This is a genomic window from Collinsella sp. AF05-9 (assembly GCF_003465595.1).
In the GTDB taxonomy this organism is placed as follows: domain Bacteria; phylum Actinomycetota; class Coriobacteriia; order Coriobacteriales; family Coriobacteriaceae; genus Collinsella.
In genome coordinates this window covers 47021-65881 of record NZ_QSBB01000006.1, presented here as the reverse complement: position 1 = coordinate 65881, position 18861 = coordinate 47021, and the positions used below count along the sequence as shown (strand labels likewise).

The window sequence follows — 18861 nt, the reverse complement described above, 5'->3', positions numbered from 1 at the left end:
CATGGCCCGCAACGGCAAATACACCTGTCGGCCACGCGCCTTTCGTAACAGAACCGAAACCTGTCAATTGCCTTAAGGCACGGGGTGCCGTCTTATAATGCATGCATCGCAACAATAAAGAGGACGTTATGGCTTTTATCGATAAACGTGAAAATACACTCGACCCGTCTGATGACACCCGTCAGGACACAGACGGCAGGTCCTTCTCTCCGGCCGACTTGATCATCAGCGGTCGCAACCAGCTCACCCGCTCCGAACAGCTCTTGGCCGCCGACACGCGCCGCAATGCCCACAACATGCTCGCGAGCGCCAAACTGCTCGCGCTCGTCGTTGTCGTTTCGCTCGCCATGGGCGTTGCCGCTTGGGCGTTTTTGGCCTCGCTGGATATTGCGACCGATTATCGCGAGAGCCATGCGTGGATCTACGCCCTGCTCCCCGTCGTGGGCGTGGCCACCGCGTGGGTCTACAAGAACCACGGTCTCGCCGCCAAGCGCGGCAACAATTTGGTCATCGACTCCGCCCTGGGCACACGACTCATCCATGCGCGCATGGCCATCCTCACCTTTGTGTGCTCCACGCTCACGCATCTGACGGGCGGCTCGGCCGGCCGCGAGGGCGCCGCGGTGCAGATCGGCGGTACCATCGCCAGCAATGTCTCGAGCCTTGCCCATCTCAAAAAACACGACCACCACGACCTCATGCTCGCCGGTATCTCGTCTGCCTTTGGCGCCGTGTTCGGATCACCTCTCGCCGGAGCTTTCTTTGGCATGGAGATGTGCTTTATCGGCAAGATCGACTACACCGCGGGCATCTACTGCCTGGTCGCCTCGTTTACCGGCTACTTTACGTCACTCGCCCTGGGCACCCAGTACGAGAGCAACGTCATCGCCAGCGTTCCCGACATGACGCCCAGAACGGTTGCCATCGTCGTTATCGGAGCCATTGTCTTTGGCCTGACGGCGCGCCTCTTTGCCTGGTCGGTCCGCACGGTCAAGAACCTGTATGCGCGTTTTATCACCAACTATCTCGTCCGTGCGCTCGTCGGCGCACTCGTGGTGCTTGCGGCCTATGCGTTGCTTGACGCCTGGGAGTATGCCGGCCTTTCCACGTGGCTTTCGGGCGCCGGGTTTGCCGGCACCACCACCCTCGCCGACGCCGCCATCAAGCTCGTCGTAACGGCGCTCACCCTGGGTGCCGGTTTCCAAGGCGGCGAGGTCACGCCCCTGTTTGGCATCGGTGCGGCGCTCGGCGGATGGATTGGCTGCCTCGCTGGACTCGACCCGAGCTTTATGGCGGCCCTCGGCATGCTCGGCGTCTTCTGTGCCGGCCTCAACGTGCCCATCACCACCTGCATGATGGCCATCGACTTGTTCCACGGCACGGCCGCCGGGTTCTTTGTCATCGTGGCCTTTATCAGCTATCTCGCCGGCGGACACCGCGGCGTGTACCCCGCCCAGCGCATCATCTCACCCAAGCGCCGCTCGCTTATTGTGGATGAGGGAGGTACGGTAGCGGATGCTATCGAGCGCCACAACGACCTGATAGAGTAGATGTAATAATCGCCGTGCAGCCACAATCGGGGCTAATTCGACCTGAGCGCGACCGCACTGTCATGTCACACGCCGGGAGTCGCCCCATGCACGCAACTGATTTTGGTCGCACGCTCATCATCGCCAACCCAGCCGCCCAGTCGGGTGCGGCACGCGAAGTTGCCGAGCGCCTGCAACGCTTTTTGGACATGACTGCACGCGCATCCCAGTTTGACCTGGTGTTGACCGAGCGTATGGGACACGCCAAGGAGCTGGCCGCACAGGCTCAGGGCTATCGCACCGTTATCGCACTCGGCGGCGACGGCGTGATTCACGAGGTCGTCAACGGGCTTATGACGCAAAAGGAGGACGCCCGCCCCGCTCTTGCCGTCCTGCCCGTGGGCTCCGGCAACGATTTTGCCCAGACGCTCGGCATCGACGATTTCTCCGGCAAGGATTATGGCGCGCTGCTCACCTGCGAGCTGCAGCGTCAGGACATCGGGCGCATTCGCTCGTGGAGCCCTGCGAGCGGCAGCGGCGAGGCTACCGTTGAGTACTACGACCAGACGCTTTCGGTCGGCATCGATGCCGCCATCGGCCTGGGCACCACCGAGCTGCGCAAAAAGACCGGCTTGACGGGCGCGCCGCTCTACACCCTTTCGGGACTTGAGCAGTTTGGCCTGCGCTACCGCAACTACCCCATGACAGTCAGCTTTGACGGCGCGCCCGCCGAGCGCGTGAGGGCGATCATCATGGCGATTCAGCTTGGTCCTACCTATGGCTCGGGCTATCGCATCTGCCCCGATGCCGACCCCTGCGACGGCATGCTCGACGTCTGCTACGCCTGCGGCCCCGTCCCTCGCGCGGTAGCCCTGCCTATGTTCCTTTCGGCCAAGGACGGCCACCATACCAAGTTGCCACCGGTTCGCATGCGCCGCTGCCGCCATGCCGAGCTAACTTTTGAGGAGCCCGACTACCCCATCCAGGCCGACGGCGAGCCCGTTGACGCCTCGCGCATCGAGGTCGACGTCCTCGGCAGCGCCATCCAAGTTTGGCACCCTACCCGCTAGCAAGGCCAGTGGAACAAACGACTACTCGTCGCTGCCCGGCTTGCGTCGGTTGGCCTTTTTAATGGCATTGAAGTGCTTGTCATTGAGTCTGCGCTGACGAGAGCGCTGGGGCACCTTGGTCTTTACACGTCGACGCGGTGGACGTCCGCGTCGCTCGAGCTCGGCGTGCAGCTTGCGCAGGCAGCTCGCGCGATTTTGGAACTGGCTGCGGCTCTCGCGCGCCGTCACGGTAATCCCTGTGGGCACGTGCTTCATGCGCACCGCCGAGTCCGTCGTGTTCACGCCTTGTCCGCCCGGACCCGTCGCGCGAAACACCTGTACCTCGCAATCGCGCGCCAACTCTTCGGCCGCCATCGCGGCATAGCGCGCATACTCGCACCATCCCATCTTGTTCTCATCCATATCAATACCTCCCCTCATACAAAAAAATGTGACAAAGGGACAGTCCCTTTGTCACATCGCATACCAATCGCTTGTGTTGCGCGCTTAGGCGAAGGTGATCTCGCCGGTCTCGCAGTCCATATCGGCGATACGGGCCAGGCTCTCAACGCGGAAGCCACGCTCGCGGAGCTTATCGCCACCGCCCTGGAAGCCCTTCTCCACCGCAATGCCAATGCCGGATACCTCGGCACCCGCAGCCTCGCAGATCTTGATAAGACCCTCGAGCGCGCAGCCGTTGGCCAAGAAGTCGTCGATGATCAGGACCTTGTCGCCCTCGGACAGGAAGCGCTTGCCCACGATGACCGGATACTCCTTCTGCTTGGTAAAGGAGTAGATGGTCGTAGCATACTGCTCGCCGTCGAGGTTGATGGACTGTGCCTTCTTGGCAAAGACAACCGGCACGCCACCAAAATGCTGGGCTGCGATGCAAGCCATACCAATGCCCGAAGCCTCGATCGTCAGAATCTTGTTGATCTCGACATCCTTGAACAGACGGGCCCACTCAGCGCCCATGTGGTCGAACAGCTCAACGTCGCACTGGTGGTTGAGGAAGGCATCAACCTTAAGGACGTTACCGGCCTTTACGATGCCGTCATGGCGAATACGATCCTCAAGCTCCTGCATGGCGCAACCCCTTCTCGCGGCAACGATGCCGCGCGATTAATAAACGTTGTTCGATAGTCTACCACGGACCGACCCCCGCCCGCCCCACAAGCCGCATCGCACCACAAACCGGTCTTTTTGGGACGGCGCGAATCGTGGCAGACAGTCTCTCAACACACTAATGGCGGGCGCGCATCCTCACCAAACGCACCATGGCGAGCGCAAAACCCACAGCGGCCACAGCCATGAGCACATAGAACACCGAGCGAAAGCCGAACAGGAACACATCCGGACGGCCTGCAACGAAACTGGTCACGGACTCGCCCATCGCCACGCTCATCTGCCCATACAGGATATGCGATGCCGCTGTAATGCCCACTGCCATACCCGCATAGCGCGCCAGGCTACCCAGGCTGCCCGCAAAGCCGAGCGCTTCGCGCGGAGCCGAGCCCATATACAGCGAGTTATTGGGGCTCTGGAAAATCGACGTACCGCACGACATAAACGCGACGCAACACACGATCACAGGGATGGAAGAGTGCTCGTCGAGCGTGCTTACCGCAAAAAGACCGCATACGTACACGCCTAGGCCGACCGCCGTGGGGCCCTCGCAGCCAACGCGGTCCGAAACCGTACCCGAAAGCGGGCCGATAAAGGCATTCACCATCGGCAGCGCCAAAAAGAGTAGTCCAGAGATGTCGGAACCAAAGCCGTGAGCGTCCTGAAAATAGAACGGCAGGATAAACTCGGATGCGCCAATACCAACGAACACGATGAGCATGCAAGCAAGGTTGATGGTGAAGGCCGAATTTGCAAAGCAGCGACGAGCAGCCTCAATCAGGGACATGGGGCGCTCGCCGGCCTCCGGCTTAACATGCGGTAGTGTATAGAGTCCCACGATAAACGAGATGACGCCAATGGGCAGGTTGATGAGGAAGATGCTCTCCCAGGGAAAGCTTGCCACCAGCATGCCGCCGAGCACGGGGCCGCACATCATGCCGAGGGCCACGAAGGTCGCGAGAATACCCATGGCACGACCGCGCTCGCGCGCCGGAAACGACTCGGTGATGATACCCATGTTGTTAGCCATGGCCGCCGCGCAGCCGACGCCCTGCACAATGCGTGCCAGAATAAGAACTTCGAGCGAACTCGAAAGGCCGCAAAGCAGCGAGCCGGCCGTAAAAACGATGACGCCCAGCTGGAATACGCCCACCTTGCCGCGCACGTCGCCCAAGCGGCCAAACGGCAGCATAGCCACGCATGTCGCAAGCAGGTACACCGAGCTCACCAGCTGGATGCGGTCGAGGCCCACGCCCAGCTCCTTTTGCATCACGGGCAACGCCACGGTCACGACGGTCGAATCCAGACACGACATAAACGTCATGATGAGCACGGTAAACAGAATCGCCCATTTGTTCTTGCCATGGGTGTCGCCCTCAAGGGCAAGGTGCTCGCGGCGCAGCTGCTCTGCGGTTTTCTCCATATCCATCCTTTCGAGTGGCACAACGCAAAAAACGGGGCCCCAATCGCCTGCAAAAACGCAATTGGGGTCCCGCCTACGGAATCGGAACTGAAGGTCGCCGAAGCTTTCTGCCAGCATCGGCGCCTTATGCGAACGCTAGCCTAGCACTGCTCGAGCGCCTGCTCAAGGTCGGCAATCAGATCGGCCGTATCCTCGAGGCCGCACGACAGGCGCACCATGTCGGCGGAGATGCCACAGGCGATGAGCTCCTCATCGTTCATCTGGCGGTGTGTGGCATTAGCGGGATGCAGGCAGCAGGTGCGGGCGTCAGCCACATGCGTGGCGATCTGGGCAAGTTTAAGGCTCTTCATAAAGGTCTCGGCCGCCGCGCGACCACCGTTAAAGCCAAAGCTCACGACGCCGCAGGTACCGTTGGGCATGTACTTCTGAGCCAGGTCATAGTACTTGTCGCCCTCCAGGCCCGGATAGCTCACGAAGCGCACCTTGGGATGGCTCTGCAGGAACTTGGCAACGGCTAGGCCGTTCTCGCAATGACGCGGCATGCGCACATGCAGGCTCTCGAGCGAGCTGTTCAGGAAAAACGCCGCCTGCGGGTTCTGCATGGGGCCGAGGTCGCGCATGAGCTGAGCGGTTGCCTTGGTAATGAAGGCACCCTCGCGACCGAACTTCTCGGCATAGGTCACGCCGTGATAGCTCTCGTCGGGCGTGGTGAGACCCGGGAACTTGTCTGCATGGGCCATCCAGTCAAACTGGCCGTGGTCGACGATCACGCCACCCAGGTAGGCCGCATGCCCATCCATGTACTTGGTGGTAGAGTGCGTGACGATGTCGGCGCCCCACTCAAAGGGACGGCACATCACGGGCGTCGGGAAGGTGTTGTCGACCATCAGCGGCACGCCGTGGTCATGCGCGGCCTTGGCAAAGCGCTCAATATCGAGCACGGCAAGGGCGGGGTTGGCAATCGTCTCGCCAAAGACGAGCTTGGTATTGGGCTCAAAGGCTGCCTCCAGCTCCTCATCGGTGCAGTCGGGGGCGACAAACGTGCAAGTCACGCCCATGCGGCCCATGGTGTGGGCGAGCAGGTTATACGTACCGCCGTAGATAGCAGAGCTCGCGACCACGTGATCGCCGGCACCGGCCACGTTAAAGATCGCGAGGAAGTTCGCGGCCATGCCCGAACTCGTGAGCATCGCAGCGGTGCCGCCCTCCATCTCGCAGATCTTGGCGGCGACCAGATCGCACGTGGGGTTCTGCAAACGGCTGTAGAAGTAGCCCGACTCCTCCAGGTCAAACAGCTTGCCCATGTGCTCGGACGTGTCGTATTTCCACGTGGTGGACTGGTAGATGGGCACCTGGCGCGGCTCCGCATCGCCCGGATGATAGCCGCCCTGAACGCACGTGGTACCGATAGTCTGCTCGCACATATCCAACTCCCTTACTTGGGTTTTGTTTTATTCGGTTCACAATACCGCTACCCCGCACCCCTCTCAACCCATCCCGCCGATAGGTTATGGGACAAATTAATCAGGTTTATTTGTCCCAAATCTTAAGAAAGTGTTCGATGGCGAAAAACAATGAGATATGCACTGCGGTCTCGATAAGCGAATGCGCCGGCAAGGGTACCATAGGCGGGTACACCATGAACAAGGAGACAACGATGAAGCAAATCGATACGGCCCAGCTCGACATCACCGCCTGTCAGGCTCAGGCTGCCGAATACCACGCCCGCGGCTTTAACTGCGCCCAGGCTGTCGCTTGCACGCTCGCGCCCGCTGTGGGGCTCGACCCCCAGATCGCCTTTACCCTCACCGAGGGCTTTGGCGCCGGCATGGGCGGCATGACCGAGACCTGCGGCGCCATCTCGGGCGCCGTGGCCATCATGGGCTTTGTGATGAGCGACGGTATGGAGAACCCCAAGACCAAGGGCCAGACCTACAAGCTGTCGCGCGAGATTGCCAAGCGCTTTGGCGAGAAGAACACCACGACCGTCTGCGGCACGCTCAAAGGCGTCGGATCGGACCAGGGTCCGCTCCGCAGCTGCCCCGGCTGCATCGACGACGCCGTCGACATCGCCTGCGATGTGCTAAAGCAGCTCGCCGAGTAAACGGCGACAACATAAAACGACGGCCGGCGCGCTTGGGATTCATCCAAAAGCACGCCGGCCGTCGTCGTTAGAACTCGGCAAATTCGGGAGCGCCGACCTCAATCTCCTCGCGCCCCGCCATAAGCTCGCGCATCTTAACGCAAAACGGCTCCTGCTCCCCCGCCTTAAACACCAAATGAATCGTCACGGCATCCGCGTACTCGGTATCCGAAACCTTGGCACCGGAATCCTGGGCCAAGCGAAGCACCTGCTCATACTGCGGATAGGCCACATGCACGTCAACAGGCACGACACTCGTCATCTCAACGATCTGCCCGGCCTCCTGAGCCGCGGCCACCGCCGCCTGCGTCGCCGCGGTATAGGCGCGTACCAAGCCACCGGGCCCCAACAACGTACCACCAAAATAGCGTGTCACTACGCAGCAAACATTTTTGAGCTCCGCACCGCGCAACACCTCGAGTGTCGGCATACCGCTCGTGCGGCTCGGCTCACCATCATCGCTCTGGCGCTCGCGTCCATCGACCAAAATCCACGCGGGAACATTGTGTCGAGCGTCGTAATGACGCTTGCGAACCATCTCGATAAAGGCATTCGCCTCGTCCTCGGACTCAATATGGACCAGCTGGGCAATAAACCGGCTCTTGCGGTCCACAAACTCGCCCGAAACCTCAATATTCGATTGCAGAGTAAAATAGCTGTCCAACAAAGCCCCTCAACAACAAGCAAAGCAACAAACAGCTTCAATAATACGGCAAAGGCCGTACCGATTGTCAGGGTAACAAAAATGCCAAGTGGGCCTGTAAGCCGGGTTCTGTCGTGAACGGTCATTTATCTTGTCTGCACGTTACCGTGCAGCTCCACGCACGCTACCCGAACGCGAACCGGGCCGGCCCATAGCGTTCCTATTCGCGCTTGCTCCGGATGGGGCTTGCCAAGCCGCCATGTTGCCACGACGCTGGTGGTCTCTTACACCACCGTTTCAGCTTTTCCCTTTACGCCTTGCGGCGCAGGTGGGAGTCTTCTTTTCTGCGGCGCTTTCCGTCGGATCACTCCGCCCGGCCGTTAGCCGGCATCCCGCCCTCTGGAGCCCGGACTTTCCTCACGCGTACTGCAAGCAGCACATCGCGCGACCGTCTGGCCCACTCAGCAGTGCAAGAGTGTAACACACCGTTGCCGCAGGCAATGGCACAACGCAAACGCTCGACACGATAAACCAAGAACCGCCATGCGCTACAATGGTCCTGTCGATGGGCAACGTCGTCAGTCGAGACGCGACCGCGCTCCGCACCCCTCCGTCTACTCGGTGCGTTCCCGCCTCCTCCCCGAGGCGGGATGTCGGCATTTTTTCATGCACCGAAAACCTAATAGCCTGTGGACAGCTCGGACAGCATTGCGCGCGGACGACATCGCGCACCTCAGCAGCAAATGCAAAAAGGGACCCGTCCATTACGGACGGATCCCTTAAAACAAGTGATCGTCAAACCGATTTACTCGGCGTCGGTCTCCTCGTCCTTCTTCTCGGAAGGCAGCGGGGTAACCTCGATCTCGACGCCCAGAGTCTCAGCAGCAGACTTCATGGACAGGGAGATACGACGACGGTCGAGGTCGATTTCCATGACCTTGACCTGAACCTTGTCGCCCACATGGGTGACCTGAGAAGGCTGATCGACGTGCTTGTTGGCCATCTCGGAGATGTGCACCAGGCCCTCGATGCCCTCGCCCAGATCGACGAAAGCGCCGAACGGGACAAGCTTGGTCACAGTGCCCTCGACGATAGCGCCGACGGGGTACTTCTTGACCAGTGCGCGCCACGGATCCTCGGTGGTCTGCTTGAGACCCAGGGAGATGCGCTCGCGGTTGAGATCGACGTCGAGAACCTCGACCTCGACCTCCTGGCCGACCTTGACAACCTCGGAAGGATGGTTGACGTGGTTCCAGGAGAGCTCGGAGATGTGGATGAGGCCGTCGATACCGCCGAGGTCGACGAAGGCGCCGAAGTCGACGATGGAGGAAACGGTGCCCTGGAGACGCATGCCAGACTTGAGCTTGGACAGGATCTCGGAGCGCTCGGCCTTACGGGACTCCTCAAGCACGACGCGACGGGAGAGGACAACGTTGTTGCGGTTGCGGTCCATCTCGATGACGCGGGCCTCGATGCGGGTGCCCATGTAGGAGGTGAGGTCCTTGACGCGACGGAGGTCGACGAGGGAAGCGGGCAGGAAGCCACGCAGGCCGATGTCGAGGATCAGGCCGCCCTTGACAACCTCGATAACCTCGCCCTCGACGTTCTCGCCGGAGTTGAACTTCTCCTCGATGCGGTTCCAAGCACGCTCGTACTCGGCACGCTTCTTGGACAGGACCAGACGACCGTCCTTGTCCTCCTTCTGGAGAACCAGAGCCTCGATGGGATCACCGAGTGCAACGATGTCTGCAGGGTTAGCGTCCTTGCGGATGGACAGCTCGCGGACCGGGATAACGCCCTCGGACTTGAATCCGATGTCAACGAGCACCTCGTCATGCTCGATCTTAACGACAGTGCCGTTAACGAGATCGCCCTCATCAAAGTCGGTAATCGTACCGTCGATGAGGTTGTTCATCTCCTCCTCGTTGACATCGTCAAGAGAGAAAATGGACGAGTTCTGAATCTCACTCAAAGGTGGACCCCTTTCGAACTACGGGGCCCCGATTGCTAGGACCTACAGAAGGGTGCGACAAGCACACAACGTTTAGGAACACTCGGGAGCCGACAGATACTAATGTGACGCTTATGCAATCACGTTCGTATAGGTTACGGGGAAATGAGTTCGATTTCAAGCGTGAACTGCGATTTTTTACTCGTGTGGAGACTTTTTCGTAATCTTATGAACACACGTCTCCGCAACTTGACGATAACCAGCCAGGCATTCGGCTTTGGGGTAAAGTATCCGGAGCCAACGATTCTAGATCGATTTTTCGAGAAAGGTGCCCGCGTGCTCAAAGCAGTCGTTTTCGATATGGACGAAACGCTTCTTAGCATCAACCTCAACGCGTTCATCCTTCGCTATTTTAAGGATGTCTCTTCGATGCTCGCGGATATCGGGCGCCGCAGCCGCGGTGGCACGATGGCACGCCTCGGCACCATCCTGGTCGACCTCAACGCCAATCGCCGCAGCAGCACGGACAATCGCACCAATCTTGAGTTTTACCAAGAAGAGGTCGAGCGCCGATGCGGCATTTGCCTCTCGGACCCACTTATCTACGAGGCGTTTACCTACTACGACCGCGAAGTTCTTCCGTACAAGAATGACGAACTCATCAACGCCCATGCCATGCCGGGCGCACACGCCGCGCTTCAGGCCGTACAGGACGCAGGGCTGCGCTGCGCGCTCTTTACCAACCCCAGCTTTCCGCAGGGGGCCATCGAGTGCCGCATGGGTTGGGGCGACCTGGCCGACGCCCCCTTTGAGCTCGTCACGCACATGGGAAACGCCACCCGCTGCAAGCCTGATGCCACCTACTATCTAGAGCAGCTTCAGGTGATGGGGCTCGAACCGCACGAGGTCCTTATGGTGGGCAACGATCCCAAACGCGACTTCCCTAACCCCGCCTGCGGCATTCAGACTGCCTATGTAGGCCAGGGCAAGCCCAACCGAGTCACCTGGCGCGGAACCATGGAAGGCTTCGCCCGCGACTTTAACGCCGTAGTAGAAGCCTTCTACGAACACCAAGTAGCCGACGAACTGTCCTAGCACACTTGGGTTTTGCCGATCATGATGTTGAGGATCTCGACGTCGGTGTCCTTCATACCCACACGGCCCACGTAGCCCATGCTGGCAATCGTCTGCTCGACGGTATCCTGGATCAAACCCTCGCCGGCACGGAAGCCACGCCCCTGCATGGCCATGTCATGTCCCAGAATCGCCGCATCGACGGCAGCCGAAATCTTGGCGGCACAACTCGCCTTGGCGCCGTCGCACACGATGCCGCCCACGTTACCGAGCGTATTCGAGACCGTCGCGCCAATCTGCTCGCGCGTGCCACCGCACAGCCAGGTAATCGCAGCGCCGGCGCCGCACGCGGCGCAAATAGCACCGCAAAACGCCGAAAGCGCACCAATATAGCTCTTGATATGCACGGCGATAAGATCGGACAGCATCACGGCGCGTACCAGACGCTCGTGGTCGCAACGCAGGTACTCGGCATACTCCATGACGGGCAATGCGCAGGTAATGCCTTGATTGCCCGAGCCGCACACAATGGCGACCGGCAGCGCGCAACCGTTCATGCGGGCGTCGGACCCGGCGGCCGCACGGGCACGGGCACGGCAGGCGACGTCATCGGCACGAGCACCCAGCAGCGTACGACCCACCTCGGCGCCCCAAGCGTGCGCAAGGCCCTCGGCACTGATTGCGCCATTCAGCTCAATCTGACGCTCAACGGCAGCGCGGGCGCCCTCAATGTCACCGTCCTCGATAAAGTCGATGATGGAATCAATGGACATGGGCGTATCGGCGTTATCTGCCGCACGCTCGGCCACCACGCGCTCGGCGCAGGCGGCGCACTCCCCCGCCGACTTGCCGCATACCGGAATACCGTCGAGCGTATGGCACGTGACATTAGTGTGGTGATCGGTAATCTCGACGACCGCGGTATGGCCCCCGGCCGTCGCAGTCACCTTGATGTAGAGGTTGGGCACACCCTCGACAAGCGACACATCGCAGTAGCCGGCGTCGGCGAGGAGCTCGGCCACACGAGCGCGGTCTTCATCGTTAACGCTCTCGAGCACCTCAAGCGCGCTCTTGGCGTCACCGCCCACGGCACCCAGCACGGCTGCAGCTTCAATACCGTGCATACCGCCCGAGTTGGGCACGGTCACGCTCTTAACGTTCTTGATGATGTTGCCCGAGCAGGCAACGTCCATATAATCGGGTTCGCAACCGAGCGTCTGGCTCGCCAACGCCGCTGCATAGGCAACGGCAATAGGCTCGGTGCAGCCGAGCGCACAGACAAGCTCGCGGTTCAAAACATCGCAAAACGCGGCATCACGAAGGGAATCGGTAGGCATAGGTATCTCCTGCTTGCATAACGGGCTGGTCTCTCAAAAAAGTTAGCTCCTTTATTTGATAACAATGCATCAAAAACCGCAACCACGGTTCCGGCGGACGGCGCTCAAGCACAAACTGGCGGCATTCATTCATGAAAAGCAGGTCTTGTTGCATGCTTAAGCGTTTGACCAAAAAACGCCCGAGCGTTTACACAAAAGTCGCGCTATCATGCAGTCGAACGCGGTAAAACCTTTAGCAATTCCGCCGCACGGACCAGAGAGGAACCACTCATGAAGATCGGTATCGGTAACGACCACGCCGCCGTCGAGCTCAAGAACATCATTTCCGAGCACCTGAAGGAGCGCGGCTGCGAGGTCGTGAACTATGGCACCGACACCTCCGAGAGCTTCGACTACCCCATCGCCGGTTACAAGGTGGGCAAGGCCGTGGCCAACGGTGACGTCGACCTGGGTATCTTGATCTGCGGTACCGGCGTCGGGATTAGCCTGGCTGCCAACAAGGTCGAGGGCGTACGCGCCGTCGTGTGCTCCGAGCCCTTCAGCGCCAAGCTCTCCCGTATGCACAACAACACCAACGTGCTGGCCTTTGGCGCCCGCGTCGTGGGCTCCGAGCTCGCCAAGATGATTGTCGACGAATGGCTCGACGCCGAGTTTGAGGGCGGCCGCCACGAGCGTCGCGTCAATCTCCTCAACGAGATCGACCAGACCCGCGGACTAAAGATTGTCGACGAGGCCTAAAGACTTACAAAGCCATACGCTAGCGCCAGCCCCCGCCCGGAAGAAACATCCGGACGGGGCTCTTTAGTAGTTTTCTATGCGTTTACCAAAAATCTACCGGAATAAAAGGGCGCCGCGGTTGGAATTCCGCGGCGCCCAAGCCACACGCTAACAGCTTTAAGGAGTCAAAGCTGGTTTAGCCAAAGAAGCGCTTGATCTCGATCTCGGCGTTCTCCAGGCAGTCGGAGCCGTGGATCACGTTGGCGTTGACATCGACAGCGAAGTCGCCGCGAATGGTGCCGGGCGCAGCATCAAGCGGGTTGGTAGCGCCCATAAGGGTGCGCATCTTGGAAACAGCGGAGAGACCGGAAACGACCATCTTGACGACCGGACCGCTCGTCATAAAGTCGCAGAGACCGCCAAAGAAGGGCTTGTCGGCCAGATGGGCGTAGTGCTCCTCGACGGTAGCGCGCTCGAGCGTGGTCATCTCCATGCGCTCGATGACAAGGCCGCTGCGCTCAATACGAGCAACGATCTCGCCGATCTTGCGGTCGCGCACGGCGTCGGGCTTAATCATGATGAAGGTCTTCTCGATAGCCATAAGGTAGCCTTTCAAGTAGGTTCGCGCGTGCCCAAGTCCCATTCCGGCACCCGCCTGGACTGCATCGTAACAGAGTTTTAGCTGCAGTTAAACAAAAAGCTGTTTATTGAAACGCTGCAATTTATTAAAGCGCTCCATATGTGTCACTTCTGTTTCGAAGCCCGATTAGAGTACCATCCGACCGCTCATCAACCACATCGAACAGAGCGGGCGGTCGGTTGCCACCCGCGAACGTACCCCCTTCACAACCTGCCCAAAGGTCCTACAGAAGTTCTCGACAAGCCCCTCCCCCATAGCAGCAAAATAGGGGCGCCCGCATCAGCAGACGCCCGTAAAGCAAAAACGATTTATCAATAAATGGACAATACGTCTTCAGCCAAACCTCTACTTTGCCCCGTGACCCATCTCGACAACCTTGGTCAGCGATCCAAACACGCCCTCGTCGGCCACGAGCTGCGCCTCGGCACGCTGCAGCTGCACGGCAACGGCGGCAGGAGCGGTGCCGCCCTCGGTCGTGCGCGCGGCAACGATCGACGGGATGTCGAGTGCCTCGGTAATATCGCGCTCAAAGAGCGGGCTTGCCTCCTGGAACACCTCAAACGGCAGGTCCTCAAGATTGCAGCCGCGCTTCTCACACATCAGGACCAGATGGCCCACCACGGCATGCGCCTCACGGAACGGCAGGCCACGCTTGGCCAGGTAATCGGCAACATCGGTGGCGGCAAGATGACCCACACCGCACTCGCGCGCCATGGCATCCTCGTTGACGGTCCAAGTCGAAATCATACCGGCCATAACCGACAGGCACTGCATGAGCGTGTGGGCGGTATCGAGCGCGCCCTCCTTGTCCTCCTGCAAGTCCTTGTTATAGGCCAGCGGCAGGCCCTTCATGGTCACAAGCAGCTGCACCAGGTTGCCATACACACGGCCGCTCTTGCCGCGGATAAGCTCGGCAAAGTCGGGGTTCTTCTTCTGCGGCATGATGGACGAGCCGGTGGAGTACGAGTCAGAAAGCGTAATAAAGCCAAACTCGGAGCTCGACCACAACACGATCTCCTCGGAAAGACGCGACAGGTGCATGGCCATGACGGAGCCGGCGTAATGCAGATCGAGCAGGAAATCACGGTCGGAAACCGCATCGAGCGAGTTGGGAATCACACCCGCAAAGCCAAGCTCGGCAGCCGTCATCTGGCGATCGAGCGGATAGCTCGTACCGGCAAGCGCGGCAGCACCCAGCGGGCAGTTGTCGGCGGCATCAAAGGCGGCCTTCAGGCGCGTAAAGTCGCGCGCGAACATCCAGGAATACGCCAGCAGATGATGTGACAGCAGCACGGGCTGAGCGTGCTGCATATGCGTGTAGCCCGGAAGAATCACCTTGTCGTACTTCTTGGCCGCATCCACCAGCACATGGCGCAGCTCAAGATTGGCCTCCATGAGCTCCTTGGCCAGCGCCTTGACGCCCAGGCGCGTATCGGTCGCCACCTGGTCGTTGCGCGAACGCCCAGTATGCAAGCGCTTGCCAGCCTCGCCGATACGACGCGTCAGCTCGCTTTCGATGGACATATGAATGTCCTCGTCGTTGATATCAAAGGTGAAGTTGCCGGCATCGATATCCTGTTCGATTCCGGTCAGGCCCTCGGCAATCGCCTGCTCGTCCTCGGCGCTGATAATGCCCTGGGCCGCCAGCATCTTGGCATGTGCCTTAGATCCGGCGATATCCTGCTTATAGAGATGTTTGTCAACCGGCAACGACGCGCCAAACTCCTGCGTGACCTCGGCCACGCCTGCCTCAAAACGACCGCCCCAAAGAGCCATGGAACCGTCCCCTTTCATCAAATCCCAAAACAAGCGCCCAAAGCAATGCGCCCTGTCGCTAAAGCGATTTCTCAACCGCTAGTTTTGCATATTCCCCACCATGTGCGAGGCCATATAGCTAATTTGCAAAGAAGTGACGCGCCATGCACTTGGCGCCCAACGTCTCCCTCCGAATGTTGCCCTGCGAACCATCGATCCAGGCCTTTAGGCTCATAGGAACGTCCTCGACCTTTGCAGCATCGAACTCGGGCGCGAGGGCAAGTAAAGCATGCGCGATAGCATTGAACATAATGGATACTCCCCATATATATAGGCGCAGGGCCGTCAAATTGATAGGAGGAGCCCCGCCGGACAACCCCGGCGGGGCTCGGACTCAGCCGCAGACGCGGCATCATATATGCGGGCGGAACGTAGGGGCCACCGATGTTAAGAAGTGTCAGCAAGCATAACGAAAGGTAGGGACCCCATGCGCCCGTTATGTATCACGCGGATGGGCCGCGCGGATACCAAAGGAAGGAGGCGCTAGGCCTGGGCGGCAGCAGAGCTGGGGCCCTGGACCTTAGCCCACGTCTTGAGCGACAGCGTATCGATCTCGATAAAGCCGGCGCTGGCCTTCTCGTCAAACGTAGTGTCGCGGTCGTAGGTAGCCAGACCGTAGTCATACAGGCTAAACGGGCTCTTGCGGCCGACGACATGGCAGTTGCCCTTAAAGAACTTCAGACGGACGGTGCCGGTCACGAACTTCTGGGTGTCGGCCATAAAGGCATCGAGCGCGTTTTTGAGCGGGCTGTACCACTGGCCGTTGTACACGGCGGTGGCCCAATCCTGCTCGAGCTTAATCTTGGTCTTGAGCAGGTCGCCCTCGACGCAGATGTCCTCGAGCGCCTTGTGGGCGGTGATGAGCGTCAGGGCGCCAGGAACCTCGTAGCACTCGCGACTCTTGAGGCCCACCAGACGATCCTCGACCAGGTCGAGACGGCCAAAGCCGTTGTCACCAGAGATCTTGTTGAGGGCGATGACGATCTCGGAGAGTTTCATCTTCTTGCCGTCGACGGCGACGGGCTTGCCCGCCTCAAACTCAATCTCGGTGTAGGTCGGGGTGTCCGGCGTGTCCTCGGGGTTCTTGGTCATAACCCAGGCGTCGTCGAGCGGCTCGTTCCAGGGATCCTCCAGGTGACCGCACTCGATGGCGCGACCCCACAGGTTGTCGTCGATGGAATAGGGGTTGTCGTTGGCGCCCTCGGGAACCGGCACGTTGTGGGCGTGAGCATAGGCAACCTCATCGGGACGGCACTTCAGATCCCACTCGCGAACCGGGGCGATAACCTTAAGCTCGGGGTCGAGGGCCTTGACGGCAGCCTCAAAACGAACCTGGTCGTTACCCTTGCCGGTGCAGCCGTGGGCGACGTAGGTCGCGCCAAACTCGTGAGCGACCTCGACAAGCTTCTTGGCGAGCAGCGGGCGGGACAGGGCGGAGAGCAGCGGATACTTGTTCTCGTACATAGAGTTTGCGGCGATGGCCTTAGTCAGGAACTCATCGGAGAACTCGTCGCGCAGGTCGAGCACCTGGCAATCGAGAACGCCCAGGTCGAGGGCCTTCTGCTTCTTGGCGTCCAGACCGGTCTCCTCCTGGCCCACGTTGCCGCAGACACAAACAACATCGAGATTCTTCTCGTCCTGGAGCCACTTGACACATACGGATGTATCAAGACCACCGGAATATGCGAGAACGACTTTTTCCTTGCTCATGGCTGTTTCCTTTCGCCCTTGGTAGCTAGTTAGAACATCGGTCAGTTGCAAGTCATTTCGAGGTCAAAAAACCGTGCAATATCAGGTTAAATAGCAAAAAGCAGCACAGCATGCCCTAGAAACATGCAGCAATGTCGTGCTAAAACCCAACGACCTCAAAATGACTCTGTTGGGGCATTTAGCCCCATGCGGACAGAGACGATTGTTATCGTCGTCGGGAAATTGCGCGCTGGCGTCGGATGGCATTGTCTGCAGTAGTGATGATCTTTACGAACTGCATCTGCCTCTCCTTTCACCTATCGCCGGGCGCAATTCTAATATCGCAAACGGTACCTTTTCCTCGGTAAGCGGTGCTTTTGCCGTCTCCGTTTTCGATGGTCGCTATATTACGCTAAAGTGCCTGCTGTACAAGCGACAAATTCAAATTTCTGAAAAGTTTTTTCATTAGTTTGTGAATTGCAGTGCAAGTACGCACCATTCCTGCGAAAATACGCTCGATTACATAGCAGAGGGTCATTACGCCCGAAACAATCTGGAAACGGAAAGGCGCATTTATGCAGACTTATGAATCAGACGCCAACATCGGCAACATTAAACTCATCGCCGTCGACATGGACAAGACGCTGCTCACCGACGAGCGCGTGTTGCCGCAGGGTCTTGATGAGCGTCTGGACAAGCTCGCCGACGCCGGCATCGTATTCTGCCCCGCCAGCGGACGCCCCGCCCCCAAACTCGAGGAGATGTTTGAGGACATCAAGAGCCGCATCGCTTTTTGCCCCGATAACGGCGCGTGCGTTATCTACCGCGGCAACTATATCTATAAGAGCACTATCGACGTGGCGCTGTATCAGCAGGTCTTGAGCCGCGCCTCGGAGGATTCGCGCGCTGTCCCCGTCCTGTGCTGCTTCGACGAGTTCTATGTACTTGCCCGCGATCATCAATACCACGACGAGATCAGCGTCTACTACAACACGATCAACTACGTCGATAGCTTTGAGGGCATTGACATCGAGTCTAACAAGATTTCGATCTTCTTCCCCGCCTACGATGCCGAGCCAGCGTTTCGCGAGGACTACAGCCCGGCATTCTCGGACCGACTCTATGTCACCAATGCTGGCCGCGAGTGGATCGACTTTATGAACCTGGGCGTCGACAAGGGGTCGGGCGTAGCACATCTCTGCGAGCGCCTGGGCATCGATATCGCCGACGCCGCTGCCGTGGGCGATACGTACAACGACATCCCCATGCTGGAGCGCGTCGGGCATAGCTTTATCGTGGACAATGCCGAGGAGCACATGAACGCGCATGCCAAATGGCGCATTCCGAGCAACAACGACGGGGGCGTACTGACGCTCATCGACGCCATCCTGGCGGCTCGGTAACGTGGCTCGTCGGACCTGGCCGGGCGGCGCGGATTAGTTTTTCGTTCGGTCAGGTCCTGGGCTCGCTCGGAAAGCACATTAAGTGCTTTCCGGCTCGTGCGGAATCTACGAAAAACTAATCCGCGCCGCCCGGCCAGGTCCTAGGTTTACTTTCCTGCCGCCAAGATGGCGTCTTGAGTGTCTAGATACTTAGCTGAAATGATTTGAGCAGAGGGGAGCTCCTTGTTGGGAGGGGCTCCCCTCTGTTTTGGTTACTGTGGGTCAAATTAATCAGTAGTGTTTGTCCCAAATCTTAAGTATGTGGGGGCTTGCGTCTTGGGCGA

16 protein-coding genes, 1 other RNA gene and 1 pseudogene are annotated in these 18861 nt (G+C 59.4%); 6 read left to right on the top strand and 12 right to left on the bottom strand.

Translation table 11 applies throughout. The annotated features are described in order from the left end of the window. Positions 1-128: 128 nt before the first annotated feature. Positions 129-1550, top strand: coding sequence for a chloride channel protein (locus DWV43_RS03360; RefSeq protein WP_117817072.1), 1422 nt, complete (start codon positions 129-131; stop codon positions 1548-1550). A gap of 86 nt (positions 1551-1636) precedes the next feature. Continuing rightward, positions 1637-2599: a diacylglycerol kinase family protein gene (locus tag DWV43_RS03355; RefSeq protein ID WP_117817071.1), complete on the top strand. Its 963-nt coding sequence runs from the start codon at positions 1637-1639 to the stop codon at positions 2597-2599. 21 nt (positions 2600-2620) lie between these two features. Here the strand turns inward: DWV43_RS03355 and DWV43_RS03350 are convergent. From DWV43_RS03350 to DWV43_RS03335, 4 genes and pseudogenes are all read right to left on the bottom strand, one after another. Beyond that, a pseudogene (locus DWV43_RS03350) lies at positions 2621-2932 on the bottom strand (peptide chain release factor-like protein); the annotation flags it as partial. A 153-nt stretch (positions 2933-3085) separates the two neighbouring features. Then, the gene (locus DWV43_RS03345) at positions 3086-3664 is read right to left on the bottom strand and encodes a xanthine phosphoribosyltransferase (protein WP_117629416.1); all 579 of its coding nucleotides are present in this window, start codon (positions 3662-3664) and stop codon (positions 3086-3088) included. A 157-nt stretch (positions 3665-3821) separates the two neighbouring features. Further along, positions 3822-5126: an MFS transporter gene (locus DWV43_RS03340; RefSeq protein WP_117817070.1), complete on the bottom strand. Its 1305-nt coding sequence runs from the start codon at positions 5124-5126 to the stop codon at positions 3822-3824. Between the two features lie 140 nt (positions 5127-5266). Beyond that, a complete protein-coding gene (locus DWV43_RS03335; RefSeq protein WP_117629414.1) occupies positions 5267-6550 on the bottom strand; it encodes an O-acetylhomoserine aminocarboxypropyltransferase/cysteine synthase family protein in 1284 nt (427 codons plus the stop codon). 233 nt (positions 6551-6783) lie between these two features. On the opposite strand from DWV43_RS03335, the gene DWV43_RS03330 reads away from it, so the two are divergent. Next, the gene (locus tag DWV43_RS03330; protein WP_117817069.1) at positions 6784-7230 is read left to right on the top strand and encodes a C-GCAxxG-C-C family protein; all 447 of its coding nucleotides are present in this window, start codon (positions 6784-6786) and stop codon (positions 7228-7230) included. Positions 7231-7297: 67 nt separating this feature from the next. Here the strand turns inward: DWV43_RS03330 and DWV43_RS03325 are convergent, their stop codons facing one another. The 3 genes from DWV43_RS03325 to rpsA form a co-directional block, all read right to left on the bottom strand. Beyond that, complete coding sequence (locus DWV43_RS03325) at positions 7298-7936, bottom strand: YigZ family protein (protein ID WP_199569345.1); 639 nt, start codon at positions 7934-7936, stop codon at positions 7298-7300. 78 nt (positions 7937-8014) lie between these two features. After that, an RNA gene (rnpB, locus tag DWV43_RS03320) (RNase P RNA component class A) lies at positions 8015-8376 on the bottom strand. 341 nt (positions 8377-8717) lie between these two features. Continuing rightward, positions 8718-9884, bottom strand: a complete 1167-nt coding sequence (rpsA, locus tag DWV43_RS03315) for a 30S ribosomal protein S1 (protein ID WP_022095232.1) — start codon at positions 9882-9884, stop codon at positions 8718-8720. A 315-nt stretch (positions 9885-10199) separates the two neighbouring features. On the opposite strand from rpsA, the gene DWV43_RS03310 reads away from it, so the two are divergent. Beyond that, on the top strand, positions 10200-10958 hold the full coding sequence (locus tag DWV43_RS03310) for an HAD family hydrolase (RefSeq protein WP_117757023.1): 759 nt from the start codon (positions 10200-10202) through the stop codon (positions 10956-10958). Here DWV43_RS03310 and DWV43_RS03305 read toward each other — a convergent pair. After that, entirely contained in the window at positions 10955-12274 is a 1320-nt protein-coding gene (locus tag DWV43_RS03305) for a serine dehydratase subunit alpha family protein (protein WP_117817067.1), read from the bottom strand. The genes DWV43_RS03310 and DWV43_RS03305 overlap by 4 nt on opposite strands. A 270-nt stretch (positions 12275-12544) precedes the next feature. On the opposite strand from DWV43_RS03305, the gene rpiB reads away from it, so the two are divergent. Continuing rightward, the gene (gene rpiB, locus DWV43_RS03300; protein WP_117629409.1) at positions 12545-13012 is read left to right on the top strand and encodes a ribose 5-phosphate isomerase B; all 468 of its coding nucleotides are present in this window, start codon (positions 12545-12547) and stop codon (positions 13010-13012) included. 175 nt (positions 13013-13187) lie between these two features. Here the strand turns inward: rpiB and ndk are convergent, their stop codons facing one another. From ndk to DWV43_RS03285, 4 genes are all read right to left on the bottom strand, one after another. Continuing rightward, positions 13188-13592: a nucleoside-diphosphate kinase gene (gene ndk, locus DWV43_RS03295; protein ID WP_055251725.1), complete on the bottom strand. Its 405-nt coding sequence runs from the start codon at positions 13590-13592 to the stop codon at positions 13188-13190. A gap of 384 nt (positions 13593-13976) precedes the next feature. Next, a complete protein-coding gene (gene argH, locus DWV43_RS03290; protein ID WP_117806434.1) occupies positions 13977-15407 on the bottom strand; it encodes an argininosuccinate lyase in 1431 nt (476 codons plus the stop codon). Positions 15408-15525: 118 nt separating this feature from the next. Next, a complete protein-coding gene (locus DWV43_RS10155; protein ID WP_156058436.1) occupies positions 15526-15696 on the bottom strand; it encodes a hypothetical protein in 171 nt (56 codons plus the stop codon). A gap of 233 nt (positions 15697-15929) precedes the next feature. After that, complete coding sequence (locus DWV43_RS03285) at positions 15930-17156, bottom strand: argininosuccinate synthase (protein WP_035138001.1); 1227 nt, start codon at positions 17154-17156, stop codon at positions 15930-15932. 554 nt (positions 17157-17710) lie between these two features. Between DWV43_RS03285 and DWV43_RS03280 the strand changes: the two genes are divergently transcribed. Further along, positions 17711-18538, top strand: coding sequence for a Cof-type HAD-IIB family hydrolase (locus DWV43_RS03280; RefSeq protein ID WP_117817066.1), 828 nt, complete (start codon positions 17711-17713; stop codon positions 18536-18538). Positions 18539-18861 lie beyond the last annotated feature (323 nt).

Excerpts from the sequence above, each read along its gene's own strand:
- DWV43_RS03340 (WP_117817070.1), bottom strand. The coding sequence starts at position 5,126 with ATGGAGAAAACCGCAGAGCAGCTGCGCCGCGAGCACCTTGCCCTTGAG.
- DWV43_RS03280 (WP_117817066.1), top strand. The coding sequence starts at position 17,711 with ATGCAGACTTATGAATCAGACGCCAACATCGGCAACATTAAACTCATC.
- DWV43_RS03360 (WP_117817072.1), top strand. The coding sequence starts at position 129 with ATGGCTTTTATCGATAAACGTGAAAATACACTCGACCCGTCTGATGAC.
- DWV43_RS03335 (WP_117629414.1), bottom strand. The coding sequence starts at position 6,550 with ATGTGCGAGCAGACTATCGGTACCACGTGCGTTCAGGGCGGCTATCAT.
- ndk (WP_055251725.1), bottom strand. The coding sequence starts at position 13,592 with ATGGCTATCGAGAAGACCTTCATCATGATTAAGCCCGACGCCGTGCGC.
- DWV43_RS03330 (WP_117817069.1), top strand. The coding sequence starts at position 6,784 with ATGAAGCAAATCGATACGGCCCAGCTCGACATCACCGCCTGTCAGGCT.
- DWV43_RS10155 (WP_156058436.1), bottom strand. The coding sequence starts at position 15,696 with ATGTTCAATGCTATCGCGCATGCTTTACTTGCCCTCGCGCCCGAGTTC.
- rpiB (WP_117629409.1), top strand. The coding sequence starts at position 12,545 with ATGAAGATCGGTATCGGTAACGACCACGCCGCCGTCGAGCTCAAGAAC.
- argH (WP_117806434.1), bottom strand. The coding sequence starts at position 15,407 with ATGGCTCTTTGGGGCGGTCGTTTTGAGGCAGGCGTGGCCGAGGTCACG.
- DWV43_RS03355 (WP_117817071.1), top strand. The coding sequence starts at position 1,637 with ATGCACGCAACTGATTTTGGTCGCACGCTCATCATCGCCAACCCAGCC.
- DWV43_RS03285 (WP_035138001.1), bottom strand. The coding sequence starts at position 17,156 with ATGAGCAAGGAAAAAGTCGTTCTCGCATATTCCGGTGGTCTTGATACA.
- DWV43_RS03305 (WP_117817067.1), bottom strand. The coding sequence starts at position 12,274 with ATGCCTACCGATTCCCTTCGTGATGCCGCGTTTTGCGATGTTTTGAAC.
- DWV43_RS03345 (WP_117629416.1), bottom strand. The coding sequence starts at position 3,664 with ATGCAGGAGCTTGAGGATCGTATTCGCCATGACGGCATCGTAAAGGCC.